Source organism: Comamonas sp. 17RB (genome assembly GCF_030056555.1).
Taxonomy (GTDB): domain Bacteria; phylum Pseudomonadota; class Gammaproteobacteria; order Burkholderiales; family Burkholderiaceae_C; genus Comamonas; species Comamonas terrigena.
In genome coordinates this window covers 524,269-545,236 of sequence record NZ_JASHHY010000002.1, presented here as the reverse complement: position 1 = coordinate 545,236, position 20,968 = coordinate 524,269, and the positions used below count along the sequence as shown (strand labels likewise).

Sequence of the window (20,968 nt, the reverse complement as noted above, 5' to 3'; positions counted from 1 at the left end):
CAACCGTGCAATAAGAGGCAAAAACAAAGGGTTGGGGTGGCCTGGGCGGCAAAGGTTCCCCGGTCAGCGCCGGGAGGCACCCTCCAGGGTCACAGGCCCATGGCCTGGCGGGCCATCCAGTCCTTGAGCGGGCCGCTGCGCTCGAACGCCTGCATGCCCCAGTTGCGCAGCGCCTGCAGCGGCGCTTCGGGCCGGCTGAACAGTTGCTGCAGCCCGTCCATGGCCAGTCCCATCGGCGCCAGGCCGGCCTTGCGTTCGCGCTCGTAGCGGCGCAGCAGCTTGCTGTCGCCGGTGCTGCGCCAGGCGTCGCGCTCCTGCAGGATGCGCGCCAGGGCCTGCACATCGGCCAGGCCCAGGTTCAGACCCTGGCCGGCCAGCGGGTGCACATTGTGGGCGGCGTCGCCGGCCAGCACCCAGCTGGCGGCCGGGTTGCCGGGCTGCGCACCGCTCCAGCGGCGGGCCACGGCCTGCTGCAGCGGCCAGGTCAGGCGCGGGCCTTGCAGCTCCAGCGTGCCCAGGGCGTGCTGGCTCAGCTCCTGCAGCCGGGTGGTGAAATCGGTGGGCGCCGCATCTTTCCATTGCTGGGCGGCTTCGGGTGCGGTGGACCAGACCACGGCCACGGTGTGGCCTTCGGGTCCGTCCAGCGGCAGCAAGGCCAGGATGCCGTCGGCGCTGAACCACTGGCGGGCCACCTGGCCGTGGGGCTTTTCGCAGACCAGGCGTGTGGCCAGGGCGTGCTGGGGGTAGGGGGTGACGTCAAACTCCACGCCGAATTCGCTGCGCGTGCTGCTGGCACGGCCTTCGCAGATGGCGGTCAGCGGGGCGTCCACCGGGCGCTCGACCACTTCGACCAGCGGCTGGTAGCGCACGGCTTCGACCAGGCGGTTTTCCAGCGCGGGCACATCGACGATCCAGCCCAGGGCATCGACCGACTGGGCACCGGCATCGAAATGCACGCTGCCGCCTTCATCGCCGAACACTTCCATGTGGCGCAGTGCGGTGGCGTGGACGGGGTCGGGCCAGACCCGCAGCGAGGCCAGCAGCTGCCTGGAACTGGTGTTGAGCGCATAGGCACGCACATCGCGCGCGGCGTCAGGGGCTGGCGGGGTGGCAACCAGGGCGACACGCAGTCGCTCGCGCGCCAGCAACAGGGCCAGGGTGCGGCCCACGATGCCGGCCCCACGGATACATACGTCAAAGGATTGCGCCATGGCCTGCATTGTAGGAGGGCGGCGCTGGCCCCCGCTGGCGTGCTGCCATGTTCCAATCACCCGCGGGACCGGGCAGACCGGGGTCAGATCAGAAGGAGACGAAAAAATGGCAGCAGCATCATGGGATGCGGTGGAGACTTCGGCCGATGTGCAGGGCCGCATTGCCCAGCTGTGGGTGTACCCGGTCAAATCCTGCGCCGGGGTGCAGGTGCCCGCGGTGCGGCTGGACGTCACCGGGCTGGCCCAGGACCGGGAATGGATGGTGGTCGATCCGCAGGGTGTGTTTCTGACCCAGCGCAGCCACCCGCGCATGGTGCTGATCCAGCCCGAGCTGCTGGACGGCGGCGACGTGCTGGCGCTGCAGGCCCCCGGCCAGGCGCGCCATGTGGTGCAGCCGCCGGCCGATGCCGCCCTGCAGCAGGTGGAGGTGTGGGACGACCGCGTGGCCGGCCACGACCAGGGCGATGCCGTGGCAGGGTGGTTGAGTGCCTTCCTGGGCACGGACTGCCGTCTGGTGCGCTTTGACCGCAGCCGCCAGCGCCCGTGCAGCCGCAAATGGACGGGCGATGTGGCAGCCAGCACCTTTTTTGCCGATGGCTACCCGCTGCTGGTGACCACCACCGCGGCAGGCACCGAGCTGGCCGAACGTGTGCAGTCTGCCGGTGGTCCGCATGTGGACCTGCTGCGCTTTCGCGCGAACCTGGTGCTGGACGGCCTGGAGGCCCATGAGGAAGACCATCTGGCCCAGCTGCACATCCGCACCGCGGGCGGCGTGGTCACGCTGCGCCCGGTCAAGCCCTGCACGCGCTGCCCGATTCCGGACATCGACCCCGCCACCGCCGCAAGCAGCCTGGACGTGAGCACCGCCCTGGCGGGCTACCGTGCCGATGCGCGCATGGACGGCGCCATCACCTTCGGCATGAATGCCATCGTGCTGCAAGGGGCCGGCCTGGTGCTGGAAGCCGGCCAGCCCATGGTGGGCGAGCTGGCGTTCGACTAGGACGGGTGCTTCACGCGGCCGTGCGGCCGATCTCCGGCCAGCGGTGGTGCAGATAGATCCACGACAGCAGGCCGATGGCCATCAGCGCGGCCGAGCCAAGTGCCAGGGCCGCGGTGGAATGCATGACCAGCGGAGCCAGCACGCCGGCCACCAGGCCGTTGGCGGTCGACCCCACCACGGCCTGCAGCGAGGACGCCAGTCCCCGGCGCAGCGGGTACAGATCCAGCACCAGCAGCGTGACCACCGGCACCATCAGCGACCAGCCGAACGCGTAGATGCCCACCGGCAGCAGCGCCCAGCCGACATGGGCCGGCAGCAGCAGATTGGCCACCACATTGGCGATGGAGACCACGGTCATGATCAGCAGGCCGTGGCGGATCTGCCGCTTGGGCGCAATGCGTCCGGCGAGCCGGCCGCTGACCCAGGCGCCGCCCATGATGCCGGCAATGGTCAGCAGGAACAGCCAGAAGAACTGCGTGGGCCCCAGGCCCAGGTGGTCGCCCAGAAACGCCGGGGCCGACAGCACGTAGAGGAAAAAGCCGTTGAACGGCACGCCGCTGGCCAGGGCCAGCAGCAGAAAGCGTGGGTCGGTGCACAGCTCGCCATAGCCGCGCATCAGATGGCGCACGTCAAAGGGCTGGCGCTGGCTGGCATGCAGCGACTCGGGCAGCTGCCGCCAGTTGACGGCCAGCAGCGCCACGCCGATGCCCGTCAGCAGCCAGAAGATGCTGGCCCAGCCCAGATGCACGAACAGCCAGCCGCCCATGATGGGGGCGATGGCCGGGGCCACGCCGAAGAAGATGGTGATCTGGCTCATCACCCGCTGGGCCTCGGTGGGCGGGAAGATGTCGCGCACGATGGCGCGCGAGACTACCACCCCTGCGCCGGTGGACAGGCCTTGCAGCGCGCGGAAGAACACCAGCTGGCCGATGTCCTGCGACAGCGCGCAGCCGGCCGACGCCAGGGTGAACACCGCCAGACCGCCCAGAATCACCGGGCGGCGGCCAAAGCTGTCGGCCAGGGCCCCGTGGAATAGGTTCATGAAGGCAAAGCCGAACAGATAGGCCGACAGCGTTTGCTGCATCTGCAGCGGCGTGGCGTCCAGTGCCCGCGCAATGCCCGAGAACGCGGGCAGGTAGGTGTCGATGGCGAAGGGGCCGAGCATGCCCAGCACGGCCAGCAGCACGGCAAGGGTCCAGCGCGGACCACGCCACAGGGTATCGGCATGGGGGTGCATGGGAAGTGTCACAGGGGAGAACAGTCCCGCAGTGTGCCAGCAATGGCCGCCGCTGGCAGCCGGGGCGGCGACAGCCCCGCTGCCGGGCGGCATGCGGCAGGCCACGGCACGGTGCGCTCGGCGGCAGTGCCGTTCAGGGCTGGTACGGCACCCAGGTGGTGGAGTCCTTGGAGCGCATCCAGTAGCGCTGATCCGGCATGCGCAGCATGGTCACGGTTTCGTTGTCGGTCACGAAATCGGTGCCGGCCATGGCCTGGCTGCGTGCCTCCAAGGGGGTGGATCCCGCCTGGAAGGGCGAGTTCTGGAACATGCCGTTGAGCAGGGTGAACAGGTCCACATAGCTCACCGGCTTGTCCACGCGCACCTGGGGTTCGGGGGGCGTGGGCGTGTTGAGCAGGTACACCAGGGTGGGCACCAGCGTGATGCGTGGCGTGGGGATCTCGCGCATGCCGGGAATCTGCATGCTGTCGCCGCGCAGGTTGGCGCCGTGTTCGGGCAGCATGATCAGCACGGTGGGGCGACCGCTGGCCTTGAGCTCCTGGGTGAAGCGGGCAAAGTCGTCCAGCAGTTGCTGCAGCCGGGGCTTGTAGGTGGCGATGCTGTTGCTGGCGCTGGCATCCGGCGCGTGCACACCGTCATGCAGGGTGATGGAGTTGTAGTACAGCGCCACCGGGGCCTGGCTGTCCAGGGCCTTGCGTTTTTCCAGCCACTGGTGGAGGGTGCCGTAGTCGCTGAAGATGGTGCTGTTGTCAAAGCTGCGGTAGGCCGCAGGGGCCCCCTGGTTGGACTGCAGCTTGCCCCCCAGACCGCCGCGCTCTTCGAGTTCCTTGGCGAAGTTGTCGTAGACGCCATCGTGGTTCAGCAGGCCCTGGGCCTGGTAGCCCACGCCTTCCAGGGCCGGGAACACATAGCAGCTGCGGTCCAGACCCTGGTACAGCCCTTCGTGCGTGGCCTGGCCGCACATGCCGTGCAGCAGGCGCAGCGATGCCGGGCCGCTGTAGCTGGAGGCGCTGTTGAACTGGCTGAACACCATCTGCGCCTGGGTCATGAAGGGGTGCTCGGCCAGGCCCACATGGGTCATGTCGTCCCAGGCCAGCGAGCAGACATGCAGCACCACCACATCGAATGCGCTGGCGGGATGCTGCAGCACCACCTTGCGCTGCTGCTCCCGGTCGAAGAACGCGGTCAGCATGCTGTCGGGGGTCAGCGTGGTGTTGCCGGCGGGGCCGCCCGTGGCCGAGGGCACCGACGCGGCGGCGGCTGTCATGCCGTTGCGCGGCTGCTGGGTGGTTTGCCAGGCCGCGTGCAGGCCCACTCCCAGGATGCCCAGGATGGCAAACGTGGCAAAGCGGATGCGTGCGGACAGCAGGACATATACCGCCAGGGCGGCGGCCAGTCCCAGCAGCAGTTGCCAGCTCACCAGCCGGCCGATCAGCTCCAGCGTGTAGCGGGTGCTGAAGCCGGCCAGCAGGTGGGCCTGTGAAAAGGCCCGCTCCAGGCTGGGCAGGCCGCTTTCGGCGTACAGCAGCAGCACGGCGCAGACGATGCCGGCCAGGGTGCGCAGCCGCAGCCAGTGTGGCTTGCGCACGGGCCAGAAGACCCAGATGGCCAGCAACAGATTGGGCAGCCACTGCATGTGCAGGTGGCCGGTGAAATGCAGGGCCGTCTTGGCCAGGAAATAGAACGCCCAGAAGCTCATGGCAATACCTGCGCTGTACGCGCCTGCGGCGCGCCAGCGAAACACCCGCCACAGCCCAGGCTGCCGGCAACCGGGTGGCGGTTGGAAGGGAGAGAGGGGGACGGCACGCGGTTCTTCATGGTGCATGCACCTGTGCCGCCTGGTAGCTGGCGTAGTTCAGCGGCGTGTGCGCAGGCGCAGGCGACGGGGTGGGCACCGGAGCCGGCGCCTTCCACAGGCCGCGCAACTGGCCGCGCAGGTACGCCAGCAGCACGCGGTAACCCTTGCCGCTCATCTGCAGCATGTCGCGCAGCGTGTGGGCACTGTTGTTGGCTTCATAGGTATTGCTCCAGCCTTTCCAGGCTTCGGCGCGGGCGAAGGTGCATTGCACCAGCGCGATCTGCTGCTGGTGAGTCATGTCCCCAAACTGCAGGCCCATGAGGCCCTCGCTGTTGTGCGAGGTGACCTGGGCCGGGAAGGTGTGTTCCTGTCCCTCAGACCACAGGCCCACGTCGATGTGCATGCCCGCGCTGATGGGCTGGCCCGGCGCCAGCCGCAGTCCCAGTCCGCTGAGCGAGAAGTCATGGCACTGCGCGGGCAGGGTGTGGCCGGAGGGCAGGTACAGCACGGTCTGCAGCTCGGTGGCCACACGGTGCATGCGCCGCACCTGGCGGGTTTCGCCAGCCACCCCCATGGCCGCGCCCAGCATGAAGACGCTGTAGAGCGTCCACACCAGGTTCAGCAGCAGGGCCACGGTATCGCGCTGCTCGGAGAAGAACAGGTGCCACAGCCCGAACAGCAGGGCGGACAGGTTGAGCAGCACCAGCAGCACATAGGGGCGCGAGATATGGCTGTCGAAATAGGCCTCTTCCACCAGGCCGCCCTTGGCGGTGACGTTGAACTTGCCTAGCTTGGGCGCGATCAGCGCCACTGTGGTGGGCAGGGTGATGTACCAGGCCAGCACGGTCTCGTAGACCTCGGCCCAGAACGTGTGGCGGTACGGGCCCTGGATGTGGGCGTTGGCGATGGTGGCCTGCACGATGTAGGGAATCAGGTAGAGCAGCAGCAGCATCGACGAGGTGGAGATGATGTGCAGCCCGAAGAACAGATAGGCCATGGGGGCGGTCAGAAAGACCAGCCGCGGCAGCCCGAAGAAGAAATGCAGCATGGCATTGCCGTAGCAGATGCGCTGCCAGAAATCCAGGCCCTTGCCCAGGAAAGGGTTGTCCACCCGGAAGATTTGGGCCATGCCGCGTGCCCATCGGATGCGCTGGCCGATGTGGGCGGACAGGCTTTCGGTGGCCAGACCGGCGGCCTGGATGTCGCGGATATAGGCGGTGTGGTAGCCACGCCGGTGCAGCTTGAGGGCGGTGTGGGCGTCTTCGGTGACGGTTTCCACGGCAATGCCCCCCACCTCCATCAGCGGGCCACGCCGCAGCACGGCACAGGAGCCGCAGAAGAAGGTGGCGTTCCAGAAGTCGTTGCCATCCTGGATCAGCCCGTAGAACAGGGCCCCTTCGTTGGGGACGCGGCGGAAGGTGCCGAGGTTGCGCTCGAACGGGTCGGGCGAGAAGAAATGGTGTGGCGTCTGCAGCATGGCGCACTGCGGGTCGCGCTGGAACCAGCCCACGGCGGTGCGCAGGAAGCTGTTCACCGGGATGTGGTCGCAGTCGAAGATGGCCACCAGATCCCCGTGCGTCATGGCGAGCGCGTGGTTGAGGTTGCCGGCCTTGGCATGCCGGTTGTCCGGGCGGGTGATGTAGTCCACGCCGAACTCTTCGGCAAAGGTGCGGACCTCCTCGCGCTTGCCGTCGTCCAGGATGTAGACCCGCAGCTTGTCGGCCGGCCAGTCCAGGGCCAGCGCGGCCAGCACGGTGGGGCGCACCACTTCCAGCGGTTCGTTGTAGGTGGGGATGAAGACGTCCACCGTCGGCCAGGCATCCGGCTCGCCCACCAGCGGCGCAGGCCGGCGGTGCAAGGGCCAGGCGGTCTGGATGAAGCCCAGCACGACCACCAGCCAGGTGTAGGCCTCGGCCGCCAGCAGGCCGTAGCCCAGCATGGCTTCCAGCCAGGTATCGAAGGTCAGGGTGTGGCTCAGCCGCCACCAGGCATAGCGGCCCATGGCGACCAGGCTGATGGTGGCCAGGGCCAGGGCGGCAAATCGCCCCTGGATCTGGCGCAGCACGATGGACAGCATCCATGCCAGGACCAGAAAGATGAGTTGGCCGTAGCCATTCATGGGGGTGGTGATGACCAGCAGGATGATGGCGCCCCCCAGGGCCAGCACGAGCTGGGGCATGCCTTTGCGCTGCAGCACCGGGGCGACCAGCTGTTCGGCCTGCGGGCGCAGTTGCCACCGGTCTACACGCCGGCCCAGGGCGCCCAGCAGCCGCAGCATCTGGTTCATGGGCCAGGCCAGGAGGTGCCAGACCGTGGCCAGGGTCCGGTGCAGCAGCCAGCCGACGGCATGCAGCACCCAGTTGATGGCGCGCATGGCCGGTGTCAGGGTGCCCGGGGCCGGACCGGGGCGGATGACCAGGCGCAGCAGCCATTGCCAGAGGCTGGCGTTGCGCGGGACATCCAGGTGCCGCGCCAGCCACTGCAGAGGGTCGGGCACTTCGCCTGCCGTGACCGGTTGCCAGGGCGTGGCGGCGGAGCGGTAGACAAACAGGCGCCACACCCAGGACCCCAGCTGGGCGGGCTGGTCGACGCGCAGCTGGTTGGCCAGCCACGCCAGGGTGTGCTGTCCCCGGCTCATGCGGGGGCCCCCGGTGGGGCCGTCAGCCACAGGTGCAGGTTGTGTGCCACCCCCTGCAGGTCATGGGAGGACAGGGCGTGGGGTGCATGCAGCTGCACCGGGCTGCCTTCGGCCCAGCTTTCCGGCACGGCTTCGTCTTCATGGACCACGTCGTCCAGCAGATGTTTCTTCCAGTGGGCGTGCAGCAAGGCGATGCCGCGCTGGTGGCTGAGGCGCCGGGCATCGATGCGGCTGGTCAGGATGCGGAACCGGTCGGGCCCGGCCGCCGCGGGCAGGGCCGCATGCAATGGCGCCAGCGCATGCACGCTGTCCAGCGCCGGCGTGGTGCAGCACAGCACCGCATCGGCGATGGCCAGCGCCTGCCAGGCCAGCGCAGAGGTGGGCAGGCCCACGTCGGCAATGACCAGGGTGTCCGCCGGCAGTGCCAGGGCCTGCAGCTGGGTGTGCAGCCACTGGGGCTGGTCCAGCCACTGCTGTGACAGCTGCAGCTGCTGTGCCATGTTGCTGGGGCCATAGGGCAGGAACAGCAGGCCGTTGGCTGCGGCGACGGCGCAATCCCCCCACCACCGGCCTTGCGCCGCAGGCGCCGCCCAGCCGCTTTGCACCGGGTAGGGCAGTCCCAGGTGTACCCCCAGCTGGTTGCGCGGATGCAGCTCCAGCGCCAGGCAGGCATGGCCCATGGTCTGTAGCATCAATGCCACATGGGCCGCGACGGTGGTGCAGCCCGCGCCGCCGGCAGCTGCCGTCAGTGCAATCAGTCGCATGCAGGCCCTTTCTCGGAAGCGGCGGGCGCCGGAGGTGGTGTGGGCGCATAGGGTTGCAGGTAGCGCAGACGCTGGTGCCTGAGCTTGAGCCGGGCGCGCGTCGGCCGGCGCAGGGGTATGTACCGGGCCAGAAAGACCGCCAAAACGATCCCCAAGGCCATCCACAGCAGGAAAACCCAGAAGCTCATGGTGCACGCTCCTCCGAAGTCGGCTGTTTGCCGAGTGGGTGGGGCTGCCAGGTCAGGGCGGGCGCGGGCGCGGGCGCCGGCTCCGGAGACGCAGCGACCGCTGGCAGCGGCGGGACGACGACCTGGGGGACGAGGGCAGCCCGTACCGGAGGGAGCGCGCCCGCAGCGGCAGGCACCGCACGCGCCGCCCCCAGCATCTGGCTGTAATCCGGCAGGGGGTGCTGTTCATTCTCTTCCATCAGCAGCCGCAGTTGCTGGGCAATGCCGGGCAGCTGGCTGTGGGTGGTCTGGCTGCTGAAGAGGTTGGTGGTGGGGGTGGAGAACAGCCGCTCGATGGTGGGGTTCAGGTCCACCTCCCGGCAGGTGTAGAGAAACAGCCACAGGCTGTGCGCGTCGGCGGTCAGCAGATCCCCGGAGCGCGTGCCGCAATAGGCCTTGAGGGCCATGCTGTGCGAGACATGCGGCAGCAGATGCAGCTGCACCATGGCATGGTTCAGATCCTGGCGCTGTGCGCGCTCGAGCATGTCGCGCACCAGCTCGATGAAGCGCGCGGGTGGTTGGTAACCCTGTTCGGGCACGGGCAGGAAATCGGCCAGGATGGTTTTCCAGTCCGCCGGCAGGTCGCGCATATAGACCTGGTCGCGCATTTTCTGCACATGGCGCACCACGCGGGCCATGCGCATCTCGGCGTAGAACACCTCGTTGGCACCCAGCTGCAACAAGGCCCGCTCGTGGTGTGAGCGCAGCTTGGCACTGGTTTCCCGCACGGCAATCTTCAGGGTGGGCGGGTGCGTGCTGCGCAGGCGGTGGACCAAGGTCGCCAGGGCTTCAAAGTGCTCGGGCGTGCCGGCATCCAGCAGCACCGTGGCGCCGATCGCGGACTGCACGGCGCTTTCCGCCGCCTGCCAGTTGTCCACGGCATTCCAGTGCTGCGGGAGCGCACGCAGCTCATTCAGACAGGCCTGCGTGGCATAGACCACTTCGGCATCCGGTGCCTGTGCCAGGCGTGCGGCCGAGCCACGCACGATGCTGCCATTGGCGCGCAGCAGGCCGTCGGGCCCAGGCTCCAGCCCGTAGCGGGTATTGAACAGCGCGCCCTGCGGGCTGTCCCAGCGCTCCAGCACCAGGCCGGGTTCGGTGGCATGTACTTCCAGGTGCGCGGCATACAGAAAGCTGCGGGCCAGGGCGCTGATGATGGAGCGGATGTGGGGCTGACCCACTTCCACGGTGAAGCACCAGACCGATGCCCGGTGGCGCTGGCGGGCCCAATGCACCCATTGCCCGCTCATGCGTTCCAGGTGGACCAGGCGGGTGCGCTGCAGCAAGCCCGCCGCATTGGTGCACAGCAGGGCATGGTGTGGCCGCAGTCCGGCGGTGTGCAGCTCGGACAACAGCTCGGCCAGCCGGCGTTGGGCGATGTGGGCCTGTGCCTCCAGCGGCAGTATCCAGGGCTGGATACGCCCCTGCTGCAAGGCCTCCTGCAGATCGGCAGGGGCCAGCAACCGGTCCATGGCCTGGGGTGTGTCGGCCACCACAAAAACGCCCCGCGCACTGGCCAGCAGGGAGCGCAACAGCTGCTGCTGCCAGCGGTGGAAATGGGCATCGTCCGGGCCGGTGATGGCCGTGTTCATCCGGGTGGGCAGGGCGGCGATGCGCTCGGGCAGGCCCTCCACGGCCAGTGTGGCGGGCGGGCGCTTGGCCGCTGGCGTGCGCGGGCCGCCGGGCAGACGCCGCCAGGTCAGCAGACGGCCGATGCGTGCCGACAGGGTGTTGCTGGAAGAAGGGGCGGGTGCAGGCATGGCTCAGAACTGTGAATACGGTGTCACCGGCCGCGGGTAGTTGACCAGGGGCGTGCGCACGGGGTCGAAGTAGTAACGCGCATACAGCATCACATTGGTGGGCGCGTAGTAATCCGATCGGTCCAGCGACAGGTGTCCACCCAGGGCCAGATTGGGTGTGACCTGCCGCTCCAGCGTGGCAGCGAATGACCAGCCGGTACCGGAGCCGCCGGCGCTGCGGTAGCCCAGATCGGAGGCTAGGGCCTGCCATGCAGGCGGGATCTGGACCGGGCGCGGGTACAGGGGCGAGGTGCTGGATGCCGTTTGCGACAGGCTGACCGAGGCCTTGACGCGCCAGGTCCAGGCGCCTTCGCGGCCGGTCCATTCCACCGGGAAGGCCAGGGACAGGCTGCGCTTGGGGCTGTAGTAGCCGCCATGGCCCCAGGAGTATTCGGACAGGTCGCGGGTGTGGGCGGTGGCGGTCAGGGTGGCGCCGGCGTACACCCGCTGGAACGGGGTGCGCCAGACATCGGTGCCCGCCGTGGTGCGGACCTGCACGCGCTGGTTGCTGGCCACGTTTTTGCCGGTGTACAGGCCCCAGCTGGCCTGTGCAGACAGGTCCCAGCCAGTGTCCGTTTCGCCCGCAATCCGGGCACTGGCGGTGTTGAGCACCACGCCGCCCCAGGTCTGGCCGGTCACCGGATCGCGCGCGCCGGCATAGGACAGCAGGCTGCCCGTGACCGGACGGCGCTCCAGGCGCAGGGTCCAGCTGGTATCGGTGGCGGTGGGCAGGCTCCAGCGCAGTCCCCCCACCACATTCGTCACCGGCATGCCGATGCCCGTCAGGCCCAGGTCCCAGCCGAAATCATCGCCGTCATGCCCGGTACCGATGTTGTAGCCGCGCGCGGACTGGGTGCGCCAGCCACTCTGGGCATAGCGCTGCAGAAAGTCGCCGCCCTGCTGGCTGTCCTGGGCACGCACGGCCGAGGCCCCCAGCTGGCCGAAACGGGCCACGTCGGGCAGGTCGTCGATATCGCCGCTGTTGAAGAAGGCCGGGTCGAAATTGGCCAGGCGACCGGCGTTCAGGCTCACCCGGTCCACATGCACGAACTGGGGTCCTTCGTAGCCCCGGGGGATCCAGGCCACATTGGCCCATTCCCAGCCGTTGAGGGTGGAGATGCCGTCGGTGCCGGACTTGTGCAGCCGTGTCAGCCCGCTTTCCACCCAGGCCTGCTTGCGGGATTCGATCTGCTGGCGCTGCGTCTCCACGTTCAGGCGTTCTGCGGCCGAGGCGGATGCCATGCCGTCCAGCGCCTGGCCGAACAGCTGGGAGGCCTGGGCGTAATGGCGCTGTGCCCGCTGCAGGCGGGCCCCATGCAGCAGCAGCTCGGTGCGGTCGGCCTCTGGGTCGCGGGCCACAGTGTCCAGCACGGCCTGGGCTTCGTCCATGCGACCCATGCGCTGCCACAGCCGTACCAGCGCCAGCTTGCGCCAGGCGGCTTGCTGGGGAGCCATGGCCTGCGCGGCTTCGGCATGGGGCAAGGCCTGGTGACGGTCGCCGGCCAGGACCCAGGCATTGCCCGTGTCCACCTGCAGATCGAAGTTGTGCGGATCGGCCGCCACCGCCTGCTGCAGCAACGGCAGGGCGGCGGCGCTGTCCTGGGCGGCCATGTGCAGGCGTGAACGGGCGGCTGCGGTGTGCGCCGGGGTGATGCCCGGGCCTTCACGCAGCGGCACGTCGCGTGCCAGCGCCCTGGCGGCGGTGATCCGGCCCTGGCTGTGCAGGTCGGCAATGCGGCGCTCTTCCAGGCCGGACTGCAGATCCAGCAGGCTGGCATTGTCTTCGGGGGCCCAATCGCTGCGGTCCAGCAGGCCGGGCAGGATGGCGGTCAGGCGGGTGTCGGCACGGGCGCGGTCCAGTGCCTGGGCGTAGGCCAGATCCAGCGCCGGCGTGGCAGGCAGGTGGGTGCGCTGGCGCTCCCACAGGGCCACGGCCTGTTCGGGCTGTCCGATGTCGAACCAGGCATTGGCCACCTGGCGTATGGCATCGGGGTCCTGGCCGATCAGGTTTTCTGCCTGGGTCAGCAGTGCCTGGCGCTGCCCGGCATCGGCCTGGGCCAGGGCCTGTGCGATCAGCACCTGCCGCCGGGCTTCCTGCAGCAACAGGGTCTGGGAAGGTGAGCGCTGTGCCGGCGCAATGGCCTGCATGTCCTCCAGTGCGGCACCCGGTTGGTCTTGGGCCAGCCAGATCAGGGCGCGGGCCTGGCGCATGTCGGCATCCGTGGGGGCGAGGGCCACGCCATCGGCCATCACGGCGTTGGCCAGGGCGGGCTGTTTCTGCTGCAGATAGGTGCGTGCCAGCCGGTGGCGCAGCCAGGCATTGTCGGGCGCCAGTGGCAAGGCCGTTTCCAGCAGCTCCATGGCCTGCACGGGCTGGTTCTGGGCCAGGGCCGCCTCGGCCTGGGTCTGCAGCAGATCGGCGCGCAGGCCGGCCGCCTCGGCCGCCGTGGCGGGGGGCAGTTGGGCCAGCAACTGCTCGGCATCGCGGCTGCGGTTTTGCTCCAGGTACATGCCCACCAGGGCGCGTACCGCAGGCATATGGTCGGGGTGGGCTTGCCGCAGTGCCAGCCAGGCCTGTTCGGCCTGCTGGGGCTGGCCGCTGGCTTGCAGGGTGTTGGCCTGGAGGCCCAGCGCTTCGGGGTTGGTGGGCTGAAGCGCCAGGGCTTGCTCGGCCATCTGCGCGGCGGTGGCGGTGTCACCGGCATCCAATGCGTCATTGCCGCGGGCCAGCAGCGCCCAGAATCGGGCGGTGTCGCGCAGCCCGCGCCACTTGGCCACGGGTTCGACGGCCAGGGCCTGGGCAAAGAATTCGGCGGCCTCGGCATGCTGGCTTTGCCGCATGGCGACGATGCCCAGCCCGCCCAGTGCTTCGGCATTGCGCGGCGACAGTTGCAAGGCGCGGCGGTACGCGCTGTCTGCGGCCGGCAAATCCTTGCGGTCCAGCGCGCGGTCGGCCGTGCGCAGCGCCAGCTGGGTGGGGGAAGGTGGCGCGGGCGGTGCGGCCTTGGCTTCTACCCTGGCTGCACCCCCTGGGCTGGCAGGGCTTGCCGTGCTGCCTGCGATCCCGGTGCCGCCTGTGCTGCCGCTACTGCCAAGGGTAGCCTGGGCCTTGGCCAGGTGTTGCTGCATGGCCGTGTCCTGCGGGTAGCGCTGCAGATAGGCCTGGGCGGCGGCGGGGGTGGCGTTCCAGGGCAGTTTGTCGATGGCCCAGCTCCACAGGCTGCGCACGGCCTGTTCGTCGGTGCCGGGCTGGTCCGCCAAGCGGGCCATCTCATTGAGCAGGGCCGGCGTGGTCGAGCCGTGCCGCAGCTGGCGCTGCAGGGCCAGGATGCGGTAGCGCACATCGCCGGTCTGGGTGTATTGCTGCTGCAGTGCGCGGTCCAGTGCGGTGTCGTCTTCCGGTGCGACGCTGCTGACGATCTGGTAGTACTCCAGCGCCATCGAGCCCGAGGTGGGAGGGCCGTCTGGGAACAGCGAGCGCGCCAGCGTGGCCGCCTCCTGCAGGCGGCCCGCCTGGGCCATCAGCCGCATGGTGGCCAGCTTCTGGCTGTCCGGCCCCATCAGGCGCGAGAGCAGGCTCAATTCCTTGGTGGCCGGGTGCTGGGGGAATTGCCGGCGCAGCAGGTCCAGCTGGGCCCGGGCTTCGGCGGCCTTGCCTTCGCGCAGCGCAATATCGCCGAGGGTGGCGTGGCCCCAGGCCGAATCGGGGTGCACCAGCAGCAGCTTTTCGATGTGCTGGCGGGCCAGGTCGGTGCGGTGCTTGCTGATCCACAGCTGTGCGCTGCGGATGATTTCCGCTTCGGCCGTCAGATCGCCAGCGGAACGTGTCTGCGCGGGAGCGGCAGGGATGGCGGCGCAGGCCCAGACGCCGATCGCAGCAGCCCAGTGCCAGGGGGAGGTGGGACGGCGTTGCATGGCGCCCCTAAGCCTTGTACCAAGGCAGTTGCAGCTGTCCCTGGGGGGTGAATGCATAGTCCTTGCGCATCCAGCCCTGGCCGAACAGTGCCAGGCATTGTTCGTAATAGGCCGTGGGGCGCAGCGGTTGTACCTGCAGCCGCTGGCGTTGGGCATCGAGCGCGCGGCTGGCGCCCTGGGCCTGCAGAAAGGGCAGCATGGCGGCACTGAAGCCGGAAGGGCCGGGGCCGCTGATTTCCAGCGTACGCGGGTGGATGTATTCGGGTGGAGCCTGGTCACGCTCGACGATGGCCGCCATCGGTGCCAGGGTCCGCAGCAACTGTGCGCGCCCCGGTGCCTGCGGATGCAGCATGCCGGCCCACAGGTAGGTGCGGATGGCGTTGTAGCCGCCACGGCCTTGGGCCTCCGAATCGGTCTCGTCGGTCAGAAAGCCCTGCTGGCTGTCGTACAGCGTCCAGTCCGGCGAGATGCCGGCCGGGGCGCTGCGCACCAGCAGGTCCAGCGAGGCATCGGCCAGTTGCTGCCAGCCTGGTTCCTGCATCTCCAGGGCCAGCGCCTGCAGGACCTGCAGCGGCAGGTAGCTGGGGTTGAGCCGCCAGCGTTGGCCCGGCTGCTGCACAAACCCTTGCACGCCCGGCAGCAGGCTGGGGCCCAGTCCGGGCAGCTGGGCCACTTCCTTTTGCCAGATCAGCGCTGCCAGCGTGCGGCCCTGGGCGGTATAGGGCCGGTAGCGCCACAGGCGCCCGGCCTGCAGCAGGGTGTAGGCAATCCACAGGTCGGCATCGGATGCGGAATTGCTGTCGATCACGCCCCAGGAACCGTCGTCCTGCCGGCCCCACAGCCAGGCCGGCAGATGCTGGCCCAGATCGCCCTGGCTGAGGTTGTCGCGGGTCCAGTGCAGCAGGGTGTCGAAGCGGCGGCGGTCGTTGGCCACCAGGGCAAAGAACAGCGCATAGCTCTGGCCTTCGGAATAGGTGCGCGACAGCTTGCCGTCGTCCGAGACCACCCGTCCATCGGCCTGCATGAACTGCTGCGCAAAGCGGGGCCAGCTGGCCTCCACCGCTGTGGAACTGGCGGCCTGGCTCCCGGGCACGGCGGACAGTGCGGCACTGGCTCCCACCCATTGCAGCCAGTGCCGGCGGTGCAACAGGCAGTGGGAGGGCTTATGCATCCGCTTGTTCCAGCCGGCGGCGGGCCAGCAGGCGCAGGCTGGCGTAGACCATGAAGGTGAACAGCAGGCCGGTCACGATGCCCAGCACGGCCAGCAGCACCGGATGCGCGTGCAGCCGGTACCACAGCGCGGTCCACCACGGCAGTTGGCCCACGTAGTACACGTCCTGTACCCGGAAGCTTTCCGCTGCGCTGCCGCGCAGCAGGGTCAGGTCGCCGCGCATGCGCTGCAGCGTGTCCACTGCGCTCAGGCCGTCGCGCACCAGCTCCAGGGCCTGGGGCTGGTTGGCCATCAAGGCCACCACGCTGCGGCCGCTTTGCAACGGAGATTCAAATCCCGCAACGGCTGCCAGCGGACCGGAACCCTGCAGCGTGGCCTCTCCGCCGTGCTGGGGGCGCCAGGTGTTGGTGTCCAGGCGCATCAGGTCGGCAATGGTGTCCAGCACGCGCTCGGTTGGGCGCAGCGACTGCGCGCCGGCTTCCACCAAGGCGGGCAGGGCCTTGTGCCAGTGGTCGAGCAAGGGGTTGGCGGCGCCATCGGCGACCAGCAGCAGATCGCGGTCCCCGGCCTTGTCGGCCTGGCTGTAAGGCAGCAGCGTGAAGCGGGTGCCAGGGTAGCCGGTGGCGGCCGACAGCTGGCCAATGGCCGTCAGGTAGGTGGAAATGGCTTCCGGCGTAGGCTGGTCCGGGATCAGCACCGCCGTTTCCTGCAGGTCGGCGAACTTGCTGAACGGGAAGCCCCCGCGCGCAAAAGCCTGCAAGTCAGGCATGGCGATGTAGTGGTGCAGCTTCGAGACGTTGAGCGTGGAGTCGGGGTCGATGGCCGCACGCATTTCCTGCTGGGTGATGGAGGTGCAGCGGCCCATGTCCGGTGCGGGGATTTGCACACCGACGTGGAAGCTGTTCTGGTTGCGCAGCAGTTCGGCAGGCAGCTGGAAGTGGCGCTGCACCAGGGCATCGCCGGACCATCCGCTCACCTGGCTGAGGATGGCCGAAGGGGAAGTCTTGCTGGTAGCCCGCTCCAGCGGCCAGGAGTGCACAAACTGTTCGTTGAACAGCACGCTCACCATGCCGTGTTGCGAGACCTGGTTGGGGGTGTAGCGGTAGCGCAGGTCCACCGGGATGGTGCTGCCATTCCAGGTGAACAGATCGGGCGGCAGCTGCAGGCTCAGATTCACCGCATCGTTGAGCGCATAGCCGCGCAGCTGCAGCTGCCCGGGATCGCGGGCCAGCTCGGCAATGCGCACCGGCCGGTCGGTGGCGATCCAGTTCGGGGCATCGTAGGGCTTGCGCAGGGCGGGCAGCTCCAGCGTCTTGACCGTCACGGTATCGCCGCTGAAGGCCGCACGGCCGACGGCCAGCGCCTGCGCGGCGGTTTCCAGCTGGGCGCTGTCCTTGCCCAGCACCAGCAGCAGCTTGGCCGAAGGCACGCCGGGGTGGTCCACCAGCTGCAGCGTGGGCACGTCGACCGCCGGCAGATGGCGCAATGCCGGCGGGCGCTGGGCATTGGTGGCGAACACAATGCCGTGGCCTGCCGGCAACTGGTCGATCTGCGCCGTGAACGAGGTGCCCCGGTAGCCGGCCTGCTTGCCCAGCCAGGCCGCGACAATGCCTGCCGCCTTGAGGGTGGTGGCATCTGCGCCGGCGGCATAGACAAACTGGGTCTGCAGCTTGCGGTTGTCGCGTTGGTCAAAGAAGGGCAGGGGCAGGTGGGCCAGATCGTTGGGCAGCTGCAGCTGGCGCAGCTGCAGCGTCAGGCGGCTTTCGTCACTGAGATTGGCCCACAGGCTGGAGTGCGAGGGCAGCTCGCATTCCATTGTGTAGTGGCCGATGAACTGCAGGCGCAGCTTGTTGTAGTCCGCAAAAAAGCGCGGATCGATGGGGATGCGGATGTGCTGTGGCTTGCCCAGGTTTTCCTTGGGCAGGACCAGGGTCTGGACCAGCTCGTCGTTGAGGTAGACCTTGAGGTGGGACAGGTCGGCCAACAGCGCGGGAGAGAAGGTGTAGTCCAGGCGCAGGTCGGCGCTTTCCACCACTTCGTCGCCCCGCAGGCTGAAGTCCAGCGTGGTTTGTCCCTCGGTGCCGCGCAGGTTGATGCCGCCGGTGGCCCCCATGCGGGCAAAGCTCAGGTCAATCTGGCGGCCGGGCAGCTCGGCCAGCGTGGTGCCGGGGCTGCTGACCACGGTGGGGCGCTCCTGGGCCCACAGCGTAGGCTGTGAGGGCAGCATGCCGGCTGCCAGCAGGGCAAGCGTCAGCATGTGGCGCTGGGAAAACGGGGAAGTCCAAGGCAGGTTTTTTTTCTTGCAACGCAACATCGTCATTCCGAAAAAGGGCGAGATGGGACGCGTTCGAGCTTAGCCCGCATGCTGAAAAAAGCACCAGTATTTACATCATGTGACGTGGGGGATTGTTTCCATCTGTGCAAAAGCAGTAATAGGAGAACGAAAAAAGCCTGCCTTGGGAGCCAAGGCAGGCTTTGGAGATGGTGGGCCCTGAGTGATTCGAACACTCGACCAACGGATTAAGAGTCCGCTGCTCTACCAGCTGAGCTAAGAGCCCTTTCGGTGTGAACCGAAAGTCGCCAATCCGAAAAACAATTTCAGAATGACTTGAAAAATTGGTGGGCCCTGAGTGATTCGAACACTCGACCAACGGATTAAGAGTCCGCTGCTCTACCAGCTGAGCTAAGAGCCCTTTCGGGATGAACCGAAAGTCGCCGATCTGAAAAACAATTTCAGACCGACTGAAAAAAGTGGTGGGCCCTGAGTGATTCGAACACTCGACCAACGGATTAAGAGTCCGCTGCTCTACCAGCTGAGCTAAGAGCCCACTTTTCTCGGATTGCGTTGCAACCTGAGCCCTCTATTATGCTCCACTTTTTTTGAGTGCGCAGCCAGGCGGTGCAAAAAAACGCAAAAACTTCACTGCAGCGCGTTGCGGCTGGCCAGCTCCACGAACAGGCCGCTGTGGTCCAGTCCGCCCAGGCCGTGCTCCACGCCGTCGGCGTAGAGCTTGGCAAAGAGTTCGGTGATCGGGGCATCGAAGCCGATCTCGCCCGCCGTGGCCAGGGCGTTGCGCAGGTCCTTGAGCTGCACGCTCATCTTGCCGTGCGGGGCAAAGTCGCGTTCCACCATGCGCTGGCCGTGCAACTGCAGGATGCGGCTGTCGGCGAATCCGCCGGAGATGGCTTCGCGCACCTTGGCCATGTCGGCACCGCCCTTGGCGCACAGCAGCAGGGCCTCGGCCACCGCGCCGATGGTGATGCCCACAATCATCTGGTTGGCCAGCTTGGTGAGCTGGCCGGTGCCGTGCGGGCCGACATGGGTGGCGCGGCCCAGGGCGGCGAACACGGGCAGGGCGGCCGCAAAGTCTTCGGCCCTGCCGCCGGCCATGATGGCCAGGGTGCCGTTGTCGGCACCCACGGTGCCGCCGGAGACCGGGGCATCCAGGTGGCGCAGACCGCGCTCGGCCAGGCGCGAGGCATGGTCACGGGCCTCGCGTGGCTGGATGGAGGCCATGTCGATGAACAGGCAGCCCTCGTGCATGCCGTGCACGGCGCCTTCGCCGCCCATGCCGAACAGCACCTCGCCCACCACCGTGCCGTTTTCCAGCAGGCTGATCACGATGTCGCTGTGCGCCGCTGCGGCGCGGGGGGTGTCGTGTACCGTGGCGCCAAAGGCCTGCAGTGCTTCGGCCTTGGCACGGGTACGGTTCCAGACCTGCACCTGGTGGCCGGCCTCACACAGGCGGCGGGCCATGGGCGCGCCCATCAAGCCGGTGCCCAGTACGGCGATGCGCAAAGGTGGGGGAATGGGGGTGGTCAAGGCTGTGTCTCCCGAGCTGTCCGCTGTTGTGTGTGGTGTATGCGGATCATGCCGATGTGTAGCGGCCCGGAGCTTGCAGATGGCTTGCACCCGTATGCTGCTGGCTGCAAAACAGCTTTGCTTTTTAAGCTATCAAAAAAGAAGCTGCCTGCGCTCGTCAGAGTAAGAACACACGCTGTTTGTGGCGTGAATTCCAACGCTTTCGGGCGCAGGCAGCTTCGGTGGCTCAATTGTAAAAATTTGCAGCCGGCGCCGGGCCGGCTGCGCCTGCCTGCGCCCGGGGGGGCGCAGGCAGGATGGCGGGGCTTACATCATTACATCAGCAGGTGTTCGCCGGCGTTGTCGCCGCCCAGGATCACGTAGTTGACCTTGCGGATGTCCATCAGCTTGGTGCCGCCGGCATAGCTGATGGAGGACTGCACGTCCTGTTCCATCTCGATCAGCGTGCTGCGCAGCGGGCCCTTGATGGGCTCCAGAATGCGCTTGCCTTCCACGTGCTTGTACTCGCCCTTGTTGAAGTCGCTGGCCGAGCCGTAGTATTCCTTGAACAGCTCGCCGTCCACTTCCACGGTCTTGCCGGGCGATTCTTCGTGGCCGGCAAACAGCGAGCCGATCATCACCATGGTGGCGCCAAAGCGGATGCTCTTGGCGATGTCGCCATGGCTGCGGATGCCGCCGTCGGCAATGATGGGCTTGGTGGCCACGCGGGCACACCACTTCAGCGCCGACAGCTGCCAGCCGCCCGTGCCAAAGCCGGTCTTGAGCTTGGTGATGCACACCTTGCCCGGACCCACGCCCACCTTGGTGGCGTCGGCGCCCCAGGCTTCCAGGTCGATCACGGCTTCGGGCGTGGCCACGTTGCCGGCAATCACAAAGGCCGCAGGGATCTTGGCCTTCAGGTACTGGATCATGTTCTTCACGCTGTCGGCATGGCCGTGGGCGATGTCGATGGTGATGTACTCGGGGCAGATGTCATCGGCCACGAAGCGGTCGACCACGTCGTAGTCGGCCTGCTTGACGCCCAGCGAGATCGAGGCGTACAGGCCCTGCGACTGCATGGCCTTGGTGAAGGCCACGTTGTCGATGTCAAAGCGGTGCATCACGTAGAAGTAGCCGTGCTGCGCCAAAAACTTGCAGATCTTCTCGTCCAACACCGTTTTCATGTTGGCGGGCACCACCGGCAGGCGGAAGGTGCGGCCACCCAGCTCCACGCTGGCGTCGCATTCGGAGCGGCTTTCCACGCGGCACTTGCGCGGCAGCAGCAGGATGTTGTCGTAGTCGAAGATTTCCATGAGATTCCAAGCTCCTAAAGAGGTCGCAGCGAACGATTTCGCATTGCGATGGGGCGCTTGGCTTGGAGACCGGCTTTGCGGGTGCATCCCGCA

Annotated in this window: 13 protein-coding genes and 3 tRNA genes; 1 reads left to right on the top strand and 15 read right to left on the bottom strand. The window is 67.8% G+C overall.

Translation table 11 applies throughout. The annotated features are described in order from the left end of the window. Positions 1–89: 89 nt before the first annotated feature. Positions 90–1,211 (bottom strand): FAD-dependent monooxygenase, encoded by a 1,122-nt coding sequence (locus QM470_RS05650; protein ID WP_283338499.1) that lies wholly within the window; start codon positions 1,209–1,211, stop codon positions 90–92. Between the two features lie 106 nt (positions 1,212–1,317). Between QM470_RS05650 and QM470_RS05645 the strand changes: the two genes are divergently transcribed. Further along, positions 1,318–2,211 carry an MOSC domain-containing protein gene (locus QM470_RS05645; RefSeq protein WP_283338498.1) on the top strand — a complete coding sequence of 298 codons (894 nt, stop codon included), beginning with the start codon at positions 1,318–1,320 and terminating at the stop codon, positions 2,209–2,211. Between the two features lie 10 nt (positions 2,212–2,221). Here the strand turns inward: QM470_RS05645 and QM470_RS05640 are convergent, their stop codons facing one another. The 14 genes from QM470_RS05640 to QM470_RS05575 form a co-directional block, all read right to left on the bottom strand. Continuing rightward, positions 2,222–3,448 (bottom strand): multidrug effflux MFS transporter, encoded by a 1,227-nt coding sequence (locus QM470_RS05640; protein ID WP_283338576.1) that lies wholly within the window; start codon positions 3,446–3,448, stop codon positions 2,222–2,224. A 133-nt stretch (positions 3,449–3,581) separates the two neighbouring features. After that, positions 3,582–5,147, bottom strand: coding sequence for a cellulose biosynthesis protein BcsG (gene bcsG / locus QM470_RS05635; RefSeq protein WP_283338497.1), 1,566 nt, complete (start codon positions 5,145–5,147; stop codon positions 3,582–3,584). Between the two features lie 115 nt (positions 5,148–5,262). Further along, complete coding sequence (gene bcsA / locus QM470_RS05630; protein WP_283338496.1) at positions 5,263–7,884, bottom strand: UDP-forming cellulose synthase catalytic subunit; 2,622 nt, start codon at positions 7,882–7,884, stop codon at positions 5,263–5,265. Beyond that, positions 7,881–8,648, bottom strand: coding sequence for a cellulose biosynthesis protein BcsQ (bcsQ, locus tag QM470_RS05625; protein ID WP_283338495.1), 768 nt, complete (start codon positions 8,646–8,648; stop codon positions 7,881–7,883). The genes bcsA and bcsQ overlap by 4 nt, the downstream gene beginning before the upstream one ends. After that, entirely contained in the window at positions 8,639–8,836 is a 198-nt protein-coding gene (locus QM470_RS05620; RefSeq protein ID WP_283338494.1) for a hypothetical protein, read from the bottom strand. The genes bcsQ and QM470_RS05620 overlap by 10 nt, the downstream gene beginning before the upstream one ends. Continuing rightward, positions 8,833–10,635 (bottom strand): BcsE family c-di-GMP-binding protein, encoded by a 1,803-nt coding sequence (locus QM470_RS05615; protein ID WP_283338493.1) that lies wholly within the window; start codon positions 10,633–10,635, stop codon positions 8,833–8,835. The genes QM470_RS05620 and QM470_RS05615 overlap by 4 nt, the downstream gene beginning before the upstream one ends. 3 nt (positions 10,636–10,638) lie before the next feature. Continuing rightward, a complete protein-coding gene (locus QM470_RS05610) occupies positions 10,639–14,589 on the bottom strand; it encodes a cellulose synthase subunit BcsC-related outer membrane protein (RefSeq protein ID WP_283338492.1) in 3,951 nt (1,316 codons plus the stop codon). A 7-nt stretch (positions 14,590–14,596) separates the two neighbouring features. Next, positions 14,597–15,760: a cellulose synthase complex periplasmic endoglucanase BcsZ gene (gene bcsZ, locus QM470_RS05605; protein WP_283338491.1), complete on the bottom strand. Its 1,164-nt coding sequence runs from the start codon at positions 15,758–15,760 to the stop codon at positions 14,597–14,599. Further along, positions 15,753–18,017 (bottom strand): cellulose biosynthesis cyclic di-GMP-binding regulatory protein BcsB, encoded by a 2,265-nt coding sequence (gene bcsB, locus QM470_RS05600; RefSeq protein ID WP_283338490.1) that lies wholly within the window; start codon positions 18,015–18,017, stop codon positions 15,753–15,755. Before bcsB ends, bcsZ begins: the two co-directional genes overlap by 8 nt. A 225-nt stretch (positions 18,018–18,242) precedes the next feature. Further along, positions 18,243–18,318: transfer RNA gene (locus QM470_RS05595), tRNA-Lys, on the bottom strand. Between the two features lie 59 nt (positions 18,319–18,377). After that, positions 18,378–18,453: transfer RNA gene (locus QM470_RS05590), tRNA-Lys, on the bottom strand. Between the two features lie 59 nt (positions 18,454–18,512). Next, positions 18,513–18,588: transfer RNA gene (locus QM470_RS05585), tRNA-Lys, on the bottom strand. Positions 18,589–18,680: 92 nt separating this feature from the next. Then, positions 18,681–19,583: an NAD(P)-dependent oxidoreductase gene (locus tag QM470_RS05580; RefSeq protein WP_280023931.1), complete on the bottom strand. Its 903-nt coding sequence runs from the start codon at positions 19,581–19,583 to the stop codon at positions 18,681–18,683. 314 nt (positions 19,584–19,897) lie between these two features. After that, positions 19,898–20,875, bottom strand: coding sequence for a GMP reductase (locus QM470_RS05575; RefSeq protein ID WP_066537287.1), 978 nt, complete (start codon positions 20,873–20,875; stop codon positions 19,898–19,900). Positions 20,876–20,968 lie beyond the last annotated feature (93 nt).